The sequence below is a fragment of the Kitasatospora sp. NPDC093102 genome (assembly GCF_040683915.1).
Lineage (GTDB): Bacteria > Actinomycetota > Actinomycetes > Streptomycetales > Streptomycetaceae > Kitasatospora.
The window spans coordinates 35,672-46,904 of sequence record NZ_JBFBFA010000049.1; the positions used below are offsets into that span (position 1 = coordinate 35,672).

Here is an 11,233-nt window from a genome sequence, read left to right on the forward strand (position 1 = left end):
GTCATGACCGACCTGCTGGACCGCCTGCGCGACGCCGTCGCCGCCCACCCCGAGCGCACCGCCGTCCTGGCCGGCGCCGACCGCCTGGACTTCGCCGGACTCGACCGCCGCACCGCCGCCCTGGCCCGCGCCCTGCGCGCCCTCGGCGTCGGCCGCGGCGACCGGGTCGGCGTCCACCTCGGCCGCACCGCCGACCTGCCGGTCGCCCTGCTCGCCGTCTGGCGGGCCGGCGCCGCCTACGTCCCGCTCGACCCGGCCTACCCGGCCGAGCGGCTCGCCTTCATGGCCTCCGACGCCCGGCTCGCCGCCCTGATCAGCGCCGACGGCCTGCCGGCCGCCGAGGGCGTGCCGGTGCTGCGCCCGGACGCCGCCGCCGACGGGCCCGAGCTGCCGGCCGGAGCCCACCCGCTCGACCCGGCCTACGTCATCTACACCTCCGGCTCCACCGGCCGGCCCAAGGGCGTCGAGGTGCCGCGCGGCGCCGTCGCCGGACTGATCGAGGGCCTGGAGGCCACCGGCGCCCTGCGCGCCGAGCCCGGCGTGGTCGGCTGGAACGCCAGCATCTCCTTCGACGCCTCCGTCCCGCAGTGGAGCCGGATCTGCCGCGGCGACACCGTCCTGGTCATCGGCGAGGAGCACCGCGCCGACCCGGCCCGGCTGGCCGCCCTGCTCGCCGAGCACGCCGTCACCGACTTCGACCTGACCCCCTCGCACTGGGAGCTGCTGCGCGAGCCGTTCGCCGGCGCCCGGGTGCCGCGGCTGTTCATGGGCGGCGAGGCCGTCCCCGAGCGCACCTGGCGGGAACTGGCCGACGGCGGCATCGACGCGCTCAACCTGTACGGGCCCACCGAGTGCACCGTCGAGGCCGTCACCGCGCCGATCAGCGGCCCCGGCCCGCACCTGGGCGAGCCGATGCCCGGCGTGCGCCTCCACCTGCTCGACGAGAAGCTCGCCCCGGTCCCCGACGGCGCGGTCGGCGAGCTGTACCTGGCCGGGCCCGGACTCGCCCACGGCTACGTCGGGCGGCCCGGCCTGACCGCCGAGCGCTTCGTCGCCGACCCGTCCGGAGCGCCCGGCGCCCGGATGTACCGCACCGGCGACCAGGCCCGGCGCGGCGAGGGCGGCCGGCTGGAGTACGTCGGCCGGGTGGACCGGCAGGTCAAGCTGCGCGGCTACCGGATCGAACTCGGCGAGGTCGAGCACGCCCTGGCCGGGCTGGCGGGCGTCCGGGCCGCCGCCGTCACCATCCACGAGCCCGCCCCCGGCGACCGCAGGCTCGCCGGCTACGTCACCGGCTCCGTCACCGCCGCCGAGCTGACCGAACGGCTGCGGGCCACCGTGCCCGCGCACCTGGTGCCCTCGGTGATCACCGTGCTGGACGCCCTGCCGCTCACCCCGAACGGCAAGGTCGACCTGGCGGCGCTGCCCGTCCCCGCCGCCGAGGAGCAGGCCCCGGCCGGCACCGGGGGACTGGCGGAGCAGGTCGCCGAGGTCTGGAGCACCGTGCTCGGCGTCACCGGCGTCCGGCCCGGCGACGACTTCTTCTCGCTCGGCGGCCACTCGATCGCCGCGCTGCGGGTCGTCCACCTGCTGCGCCGCCGCCTCGGCATCGAACTCCAGCTGCGCAACCTTCTCGACTCGGCCGACCTGGCCGCCTTCACCGCCACCGTCGAACGGGCCGTCGCGGCCGGCACCGCCGCCCCCCGGCCCGCCCTGACCGCCCGCGCCCGGGCGGCCGGCGCATGACCACCGCACTGCGGGTCCGGCCCCGCGTCGAGGGGGACTGGCTGTTCGTCCCCGTGCCCCAACCGCACCGCCCGTACCGGCTGTTCTGCTTCCCCCACGCCGGCGGCGACGCCACCGCCTACACCCCGCTCGCCCGCGCGCTCGCCCCGGCCGCCGAGGTCTGGGCGCTGCGCCCGCCCGCCCGCGGCGGCCGGCTCGGCCACCCGATGCCCGCGAGCTTCGACCTGCTGGTCGACGCCGTCCTGGAAGCCCTCGCCCCGCACCTGACCGGCCGGTTCGGCTTCTACGGGCAGAGCTTCGGCGCCCTGCTCGGCTACGAGGTCGCCCGGGCGCTGCCCGCCGAGCGGCGGCCCGAACTGGTCGTCGCCGCCTCCGCCTCGCCGCCCGCCGCCTGGGCCGGGGCGGACCGCCCGCAGTACACCGCCGACGACCTGCTGCGCCTCGCCGGAATGGGCGAACTCGTGGCGGGCGACGTCGATCTGAAGGAGCACGCGCTGCGCGGCATCCGCACCGACCTGGAGGTGGTCGACACCTACCGGCCCCGCCCGCACCCGCCGATCGGCTCCGCCCTGCACACCGTCGTCGGCGTCGAGGACCCCCTCCTCGCCGTCGGCGGCCTCGAAGGCTGGGCCGCCCACACCCGCGGCGCCCACGGCCACCACGTCGTCCCCGGCGGCCACCTGCTCGCCACCGTCGACGGGCCCGGCCCGGCCGACCTGCTGACCTCCCTCATCGCGCGGCCCGGCGCCGCAAACCAGCCCACGACGGAGCACTGATGACAACCACCACCGCGGTCGACCTCACCGACCCCGACCTGTGGGCCCGCCCCGACACCCCCGCGCTGGTCGCGGAGCTGCGCCGGGAGTCCGCCGTCCACCTCACCGACACCGTCGACGACGGGCCGGTCTGGTCGGTGCTCTCCTACCGGCACTCCGCCGAGGTGCTGCGCAACGCCGCCGTCTACAGCTCCGAACAGGGCTCGCTGCTCGGCGCCGGCGAGGGCAACGTCCCGGTCGGCTCCGGCCGGATGATGGCCCTCACCGACCCGCCCCGGCACCGCGAACTCCGCGCCCCCGCCAACCCGTTCTTCTCGCCCGGCGCCGTGCGCGGAGCCTCCCGGGGCATCGCCGAACTCGCCGCCTCGATCGTCGAGCGGGCCGTCGAGCAGGGCGAGGTGGACCTCGTCGACGCCGTCTCCGCGCTGCCGCTGTCCGTGATGTGCGACCTGCTGGACGTCCCGGAGGCGGACCGCGACATGGTCGTCCGGGTCTGCGACGTCGCCTTCCTCGGCCGCACCCCCGAGGAGCGCCGGGCCGGCCACCAGCAGCTCATCCCGTACCTGCTGCACCAGGTGATGCTGAGGCGCAGCGACCCGCGCGACGACCTGATCAGCATGATGGCCACCTACCGGGTCGGCGGGAGGCTGCTGCCGATCGAGGACGTCGTCCTCAACCTGGACAACATCGTGGTCGGCGGCGTCCAGACCGTCCGCCACACGGCCGCCATGGGCCTCCACACCCTGGTCCGGCACCCGGACCTGTGGCGGCGGTTGCAGCGCGGCGAGGTCGGCATGGACTCGGCCCTGGACGAACTCCTGCGCTGGACCTCGGTCGGGCTGCACACCCTGCGCACCGCGAGCCGGGACACCGAACTCGACGGCCGCACCATCCGGCGCGGCGACCGGGTCGCGGTCTGGGTCTGGTCCGCCAACCGGGACCCGGAGGCCTTCGAGCGGCCCGAGGAGATCCTGCTCGACCGCGCCCCCAACAAGCACCTCGCGCTCGGCCTCGGCGCCCACTACTGCGTCGGCGCGCCGCTGGCCAAGGCCGAACTCGGCGGCCTGTTCACGGCGATGCTGGAGCGCGTCGCCACCATCGAGCCGACCGGGCCGGTCACCCACAACCGCTCGATCATCAACTTCGGCCTGGACCGCTTCCCGGTCCGCCTCACCCCCCGCTGAACCACCCGGCAGCCCCCACCGCCCAACTGCCGCGTTCCTGCCGCGACTCCTGCCCTTCGGCCGCACGGCCCGCCTCTACCTTCGAAGCAACCCAAGGAGGACACCATGAGCAACCCGTTCGAGGACGACAACGCCGGCTACCTGGTGCTGGCCAACGACGAGAACCAGCACTCGCTGTGGCCGGTCTGGATCGACGTGCCGGCCGGCTGGACCACCGTCCACGACGAGGACACCCGCCAGGGCTGCCTCGACTACATCGAGGCCAACTGGACCGACATCAGGCCCGCCAGCCTGGTCGCCGCCCTCGCCGACCGGTGACCGCCACCATGCCGACCTGGGAACTGAACCCCGGCCGCCCGGCCCTCGCCCACGCGCCGCGCACCGCCGGCCTCGGCGAGGCCTGCGAGTGGCTGCGCGAGAACGAGACCGCGCTCACCGAAGCCCTGCACCGGCACGGCACGATCTTCCTGCGCGGCCTGCCGGTCACGAGCACCGAGGACGTCGCGGCCGTACGGGACGTCCTCATCCCCGAGCGCACCCCCTACCGGGAGAAGGCCACCCCGCGCAGCGACTACGGCAACGGCGTCTTCTCCTCCACCGACCTGCCGCCGGCCCAGCCGATCCGGATGCACAACGAGAACAGCTACACCCTCACCTTCCCCGGCCGGCTGCTCTTCGCCTGCCTGACCGCCCCCGAGGAGGGCGGGGCCACCCCCACCGCCGACTGCCGCCAGGTGCTCGCCCGGCTGCCCGCGCACCTGGTCGAGCGGATGCGGACCTCCGGCTGGACCCTCACCCGCAACTACTCGGACTACGTCTCCCTCGGCTGGCGCACCGCCTTCGCCACCGAGGACCGCTCCGAGGTCGAGGCCTACTGCCGGGAGAACGGCATCACCTGGGAGTGGCTGCCGGACGGCAACCTGCGCACCGGCCAGCTGCGCCCCGGCACCATCCACCACCCGGCGACCGGCGAGGAGGTCTGGTTCAACCACCTCGCCTTCTGGAACGAGTGGTCGCTCGACCCGGACATCCGCGAGGCGATGACCGACGAGTTCGGCCCGGACGGCCTCCCGTTCAACACCGGCTTCGGCGACGGCGAACCGCTGGAGCGGGCCGACGTCGACGCCCTCAACGAGGCGTACCACGCTGCGACCGTGCGCGAACGCTGGCAGGTCGGCGACGTGATGCTGGTCGACAACGTGCTCTGCGCCCACGGACGGGACCCGTACCGCGGCGACCGCAGGATCGCCGTCTCGATGGGGCGGCCGCTCGACGTCCTGGACTGCCGGCCCAGTGTCCGGCCCACCCTGGCCGCCGCCTGAGCCCCCGAACAGCCCGTGCCGTGACGTGAGCAGACCCGAGTAGAGGAAGCACCGTGATCCCGGTTTCGTACGCCCAACAGCGGCTCTGGCTGATCGACCAGATCGAGGGGCCGACCGCGCTGTACAACCTGCCGTTCGCCCTGCGCCTGCGCGGCGGGCTCGACACCGCCGCCCTGCGCGCCGCGACGGCGGACGTGGTCGCCCGGCACGAGGCCCTGCGCACGGTGTTCCCGGTGGCCGGGGGAGTCCCGGTGCAGCGGATCCTGCCGGCCGAGGAGGCGCAGCCGCGCTTCCTGGCCGTGGACTGCGCACCGGACGACTACCCGGCCCGCCGGGACGCCGCGGCCGCCGAGACCTTCGACCTGAGCCGCGAGCTGCCCATCCGGGTCACGGTGTTCACCCTCTCCCCGACCGAGCACGTGCTGCTCGTCGTGCTCCACCACATCGCCGGCGACGGCTGGTCGCTCGGCCCCCTGCTGCGCGACCTCGCCGACGCCTACCGGGCCCGGCTGACCGGCCGCGCCCCCGACTGGGAACCGCTGCCGATCCAGTACGCCGACTACGCGCTCTGGCAGCGCGACCTGCTCGGCGACGAGGACGACCCCGAGAGCCTGCTCGCCCGCCAACTCGCCTACTGGCGCGCCGCGTCGGCCGGGCTCCCGGAGGAACTGGAGCTGCCGACGGACCGCCCCCGACCGCCCGCCCCCACCGGCGCCGCCGACTCCGTCGACCTCGCCTGGGACGCCGGCCTGCACACCGCCCTGCTCGACCTCGCCCGCACCCACCGCACCACCCTGTTCACCGTCCTCCAGGCCGGCCTGGCCGCCCTGTTCACCCGGCTCGGCGCCGGCACCGACATCCCGCTCGGCACCGGTGTCGCCGGACGCGCCGACGAGGCGCTGGACGACCTGGTCGGCTTCTTCGTGAATTCGCTGGTGCTGCGCGCCGACACTTCCGGTGACCCGAGCTTCGCCGAGCTGCTCGGCCGGGTCCGGGAGACCCAGCTCGACGCCTTCGCCCACCAGGACCTCCCCTTCGAGCGCCTCGTCGAGGAACTCAACCCGCCCCGGGCGCTCGGCCGCCACCCGCTGTTCCAGACCCTGCTGGTGCTCCAGAACCACGGCCAGGACGCCGAACTCGCCCTGCCCGGGCTGGAGTCCGCCCCCGAACCGATCGGCCTGCGGGTCGCCAAGTTCGACCTCAACATCGGCATCGCCGAACAGCACGGCCCGGACGGCGCCCCCGCCGGGCTCACCGGCTCGATCGAGTACGCCGCCGACCTCTACGACCGCACCACCGTCGCCGCCCTGGCCGACCGGCTCGCCCGGCTGCTGGCCGGTGCCGCCGCCGACCCGCACACACCCATCGGCACCCTGGAGGTGCTCGCCCCCGAGGAGTGCACCCGCATCCTCACCGAGTGGAACGCCACCGAAGCGCCCCGCCGGTCCGGCACCCTCGCCGAGTCCTTCGAGCGGCAGGCCGACCGCACCCCGCACGCCACCGCCCTCGCCCACGACGGCGGCACCCTCAGCTACGCCGAACTCGACACCCGCGCCAACCGCCTCGCCCACCACCTGACCGCGCTCGGCGTCGGCCCCGAGACCCCCGTCGCGATGCTGATGGAACGCTCCGCCGACGTCGTCGTCGCCACCCTCGCCGTCCTCAAGGCCGGCGGCTGCTACGTCCCCATGCACCCCGGTCTGCCGGCCGAGCGGATGACCGGCGTGCTCGCCGACACCGGCGCCCCCGTGCTGCTCACCGACCGCGCCGACCCCGGCTTCCCGCACGGCGCCGCCGTGGTGCGCCCCGGCGACGAGGCCGGCGCCCCCGCCCACCGCCCCGGCGTGCCCGTCCACCCGGACCAGCTCGCCTACGCGATGTACACCTCCGGCTCCACCGGCCGCCCCAAGGGCGTCGCCGTGCGCCACCGCGACGTGCTCGACCTCGCCGCCGACCGGCGCTGGCAGGACGGCCGCCACCAGCGCGTCCTGCTGCACTCCCCGCACGCCTTCGACGCCGCCACCTACGAGATCTGGACGCCGCTGCTGGCCGGCGGCACCGTCGTGGTCGCCCCGCCCGGCGCCCTCGACGCCACCGCCCTGCACGCCGTCACCACCCGCCACGACGTCACCGCCGTCTTCCTCACCAAGGCCCTGTTCGACCTCGTCGCCGAGCAGGCCCCGGAGACCTTCGCCGCCCTGCGCGTCGTCTGCACCGGCGGCGAGGCCGCCTCGGGCGTCCTGATGCGCCGGGTCCTGGAGGCCTGCCCCGACCTGCTGCTCGCCCACGTCTACGGGCCCACCGAGACCACCACCTTCGCCACCCACCATCCGCTCGCCCCCGCCGACCTCGACGGCCCCCGGGTGCCGATCGGCGGCCCGCTGGACAACATGCGCAACTACGTCCTCGACGCCCGGCTGCGGCCCGTTCCGCCCGGCGTCCCCGGCGAGCTGTACCTGGCCGGCGCCGGCCTGGCCCGCGGCTACCTGGGCCGGCCCGGCCTGACCGCCGAGCGCTTCGTCGCCTGCCCGTACGCGCCGAAGGAGAGGATGTACCGCACCGGGGACCTCGTGCGGCTGCGCGGCGACGGCGCCGTGGAGTTCCTCGGCCGGATCGACGGCCAGGTCAAGCTGCGCGGCTTCCGGATCGAACTCGGCGAGATCGAGGCGGCGCTCTCCCGCCACCCCGCCGTCCGCCAGGTCATCGTGATCGCCCGTGAGGACCGCCCCGGCGACACCCGGCTGGTCGCCTACTGCACCGCCGACCCCACGCTCACCCCGGCCGAGCTGCGCACCTTCGCCGGCACCGTACTGCCCGGCTACATGGTCCCCGCCGTGGTCGTCCTGCTGGACGCGCTGCCGCTCAACGCCAACGGCAAGGTCGACCGCCGCGCCCTGCCCGCCCCCGACCTCGCCGCCGACGACAGCGGGCGCGCCCCCCGCGACGAGCGCGAACGGGTGCTCTGCGAGCTCTTCGGCGAACTCCTCGGCATCGACGACATCACCATCGACGACGACTTCTTCGCCCTCGGCGGCCACTCCCTGCTCGCCACCCGCCTGGTCGGCCGGGCCCGCTCCGAACTCGGCGTCGAACTCGCCATCGGCGACCTCTTCCAGACGCCCACCGTCGCCGGGCTCGCCGACCGGCTCGCCGACCGTGCGGCCGACACCCCCGCCCAGGCCCGCCCGGCGCTGCGCCCCGGCCCCCGGCCCGAGCGGGTACCGCTCTCCTTCGCCCAGCGCCGCCTCTGGTTCCTCGCCCAGGCGGAGGGTCCCTCGGCCACCTACAACGTCACCCTCGCCCTGCGGCTGAGCGGTCCGCTCGACCCCGGCGCCCTGGCGGCCGCCCTCGGCGACGTCGTCCACCGGCACGAGGCCCTGCGCACCGTCTTCGGCGAGCAGGACGGCACCCCGTACCAGCGCGTCCTCGACACCCCCGGCACCGGCCTGCTCACCGTCACCGACCGCCCGACCGGCGAGCTCGCCGGCCACACCTTCGACCTCGCCACCGACCTCCCGGTCCACGCCTACCTGCGGCCCGAGGGGCCCGAGGAGCACGTGCTGGTCCTGGTCGTCCACCACATCGCCGGGGACGGCGCCTCGCTGGGCCCGCTCTACCGCGACCTCACCGACGCCTACCGGGCCCGCCTCGCCGGCGACGCCCCGCAGTGGGCGCCGCTGCCCGTCCAGTACGCCGACTACGCGTTCTGGCAGCGCGAGCTGCTCGGCGAGGAGACCGATCCCGAGAGCCTGGCGGCCCGCCAACTCGCCCACTGGCGCGAGGCGCTGGCCGGCGCGCCCGAGGAACTCCCGCTGCCGCTGGACCGCCCCCGCCCGCCGGTCGCCACCCACCGCGGAGCGGTCGTCCCGCTGGAGTTCGACGCCGGCCTGCACGCCCGGCTCACCGCACTCGCCGCCGAGCACGGCGTGACCCTCTTCATGGTCCTGCGGGCCGCGTACGCCACCCTGCTGCACCGCTTCGGCGCGGGCACCGACCTGCCGATCGGCACCCCGCTGGCCGGCCGCCTCGACGAGGCCGTGCAGGAGCTGGTCGGCTTCTTCGCCAATACCCTGGTGCTGCGCACCGACCTGTCCGGCCGCCCGAGCTTCGCCGACCTGCTGGCCAGGGTCCGGGAGACCGACCTGGCCGCGCACGCCCACCAGGACGTGCCCTTCGAGCGCCTGGTGGAGGAGCTGAACCCGACCCGCTCGACCGCCTGCCACCCGCTGTTCCAGGTGATGCTGGCCTTCGCGGGCGCCGCCGAGGACGGCCCGGACCTGCCCGGCGTGACGGTGACGGAGGAACCGGTCGACTTCGGGACGGCCACCTTCGACCTCACCCTGCGTCTGGTCGAGCGGCAGGGCGCGGAGGGCGCCACCGCGGGGCTGGCCGGCGTCCTGGAGTACGCCACCGACCTGTTCGACCGCGAGAGCGCCGAACAGCTGGCCGCCGCCCTGGAATCGATCCTGCGCCAGGTCGCCGACGACCCCCGGCGGTCCGTCGCCGAGCTGGACGTCCTGCCCGCCGAGCAGCGGGCCGCGGCCGCGGGCGACCACACGCCGCTGCCCGAGCAGCTGCCCCTGGTGCCGGCCGCCTTCGAGGCGCAGGCCGCGGACACACCGGAAGCGGTGGCCCTGGTCTGCGACGACCTCACCCTGACCTTCGCCGAGCTGAACGCCCGGGCCAACCGGCTCGCCCACGAGCTGATCGCCCGGGGCATCGGCCCCGAGCGCGTGGTGGCACTGGCCCTGCCGCGCTCGGCCGAGACGGTGGTGGCCGTCCTCGCGGTGCTCAAGGCCGGCGGTGCCCACCTGCCGCTGGACGCCGAGTACCCGGCCGAGCGCACCGCCCACATGCTGGCCGAAGCCCGCCCCGCGCTGGTGCTCACCGACGACCGCTGGCCGCTGCCCGAGGTGCTCGACGGGCACCCCGTGCTCGACCTCGCCGCGCAGCCGGCCGGCCCGGCGACGAACCCGGCGCCGCGGGCCGGCGCGGCCGACGCCGCCTACGTCATCTTCACCTCCGGCTCCACCGGCCGCCCCAAGGGCGTCGTGGTCCCGCACGGCGGCATCGCCGCGCTGCTGGCCGCCCACCGCACGGGTGTGATGGCCGGGGTCGCCCGGCAGCGGGTCGCGCTCACCGCCTCGCTCTGCTTCGACGCCTCCTGGGACGGCCTGCTGTGGCTGGTCGCCGGCCACGAGCTGCACCTGATCGGCGGCGACGTGCGCCGCGACGCCCGGGCCCTGGTCGGCCACGTGCGCGAGCAGGGGATCGGCGTCCTGGAGGTGACACCCTCCTACGCCGAGCAGCTGGTCGAGGAGGGCCTGCTGGAGGAGCCCGCGCCGGCCCTGGTGCTGCTCGGCGGCGAGGCCGTCGGCCAGGCGCTCTGGACGCGGCTTCGCGAGGCGCCGGGCACCGCCGCCCACAACCTCTACGGGCCGACGGAGTGCACCGTCGACGCCCTGACCCACCCGCTGGGGGCCACCGGGCGGCCCGTCCTCGGCCGCACCGTCGCCGGCACCCGCTGCCACGTCCTCGACGAGTACCTCAACCCCGTCCCGGTGGGTGTGCCGGGGGAGTTGTACCTGGCCGGCGCCGGTCTGGCCCGCGGCTACCTGGGCCGTCCCGCTCTGACGGCGGAGCGCTTCGTCGCCTGCCCCTTCGAGCCGGGCGTGAGGATGTACCGCACCGGGGACCTGGTGCGCCGCACCCGCGACGGGGAGCTGGAGTACCTCGGCCGCACCGACCACCAGGTGAAGATCCGCGGCTTCCGCATCGAACTCGGCGAGATCGAGCGCGCCCTGACCGCCCACCCGCAGGTGCTCCAGGCCGCCGTCCTGCCCGACGAGGACGGGCTGCGCCTGGTCGCGTACGTGGTCACCGACGGCCCGCTCGACCCCGTCGAGCTGCGTGCCACCGCCGCCCGGACGCTGCCCGGCTACATGCTGCCGGCCGCGATCGTGCCGCTGGACGCGCTGCCGCTGAACGCCAACGGCAAGCTGGACCGGTCCGCCCTCCCGGCACCGGACTTCGGTGCGCTGTCCGCCGGCCGTGCGGCGCGCACGCCGCAGGAGGAGATCCTGTGCGGGCTGTTCGCGGAGGTGCTGGGCCTGGAGGCGGTCGGGATCGACGACGACTTCTTCGAGCTGGGCGGCCACTCGCTGCTGGCCACCAAGCTGCTCAGCCGGGTGCGGGCGGCGCTGGG

General features: G+C 75.7%; 6 protein-coding genes. All 6 read left to right on the plus strand.

The window, feature by feature from the left end; genetic code table 11:
* Nucleotides 1-3: 3 nt before the first annotated feature.
* Nucleotides 4-1,746, plus strand: a complete 1,743-nt coding sequence (locus AB0O11_RS34320) for a non-ribosomal peptide synthetase (RefSeq protein ID WP_363394867.1) — start codon at nt 4-6, stop codon at nt 1,744-1,746.
* Nucleotides 1,743-2,522, plus strand: a complete 780-nt coding sequence (locus AB0O11_RS34325) for a thioesterase domain-containing protein (protein ID WP_363394869.1) — start codon at nt 1,743-1,745, stop codon at nt 2,520-2,522. Before AB0O11_RS34320 ends, AB0O11_RS34325 begins: the two co-directional genes overlap by 4 nt.
* The gene (locus tag AB0O11_RS34330) at nt 2,522-3,706 is read left to right on the plus strand and encodes a cytochrome P450 (RefSeq protein WP_363394871.1); all 1,185 of its coding nucleotides are present in this window, start codon (nt 2,522-2,524) and stop codon (nt 3,704-3,706) included. Before AB0O11_RS34325 ends, AB0O11_RS34330 begins: the two co-directional genes overlap by 1 nt.
* Nucleotides 3,707-3,811: 105 nt before the next feature.
* Nucleotides 3,812-4,024 carry an MbtH family protein gene (locus AB0O11_RS34335; RefSeq protein WP_363394876.1) on the plus strand — a complete coding sequence of 71 codons (213 nt, stop codon included), beginning with the start codon at nt 3,812-3,814 and terminating at the stop codon, nt 4,022-4,024.
* An 8-nt stretch (nt 4,025-4,032) separates the two neighbouring features.
* Nucleotides 4,033-5,028, plus strand: a complete 996-nt coding sequence (locus tag AB0O11_RS34340) for a TauD/TfdA family dioxygenase (protein WP_363394878.1) — start codon at nt 4,033-4,035, stop codon at nt 5,026-5,028.
* Nucleotides 5,029-5,081: 53 nt separating this feature from the next.
* A partial coding sequence (locus tag AB0O11_RS34345; RefSeq protein WP_363394880.1) for an amino acid adenylation domain-containing protein occupies nt 5,082-11,233 on the plus strand: 6,152 nt, incomplete at its 3' end.

Coding starts and splice junctions, on each gene's coding strand:
- AB0O11_RS34320 (WP_363394867.1), top strand. CDS start 4: ATGACCGACCTGCTGGACCGCCTGCGCGACGCCGTCGCCGCCCACCCC.
- AB0O11_RS34335 (WP_363394876.1), top strand. CDS start 3,812: ATGAGCAACCCGTTCGAGGACGACAACGCCGGCTACCTGGTGCTGGCC.
- AB0O11_RS34340 (WP_363394878.1), top strand. CDS start 4,033: ATGCCGACCTGGGAACTGAACCCCGGCCGCCCGGCCCTCGCCCACGCG.
- AB0O11_RS34330 (WP_363394871.1), top strand. CDS start 2,522: ATGACAACCACCACCGCGGTCGACCTCACCGACCCCGACCTGTGGGCC.
- AB0O11_RS34325 (WP_363394869.1), top strand. CDS start 1,743: ATGACCACCGCACTGCGGGTCCGGCCCCGCGTCGAGGGGGACTGGCTG.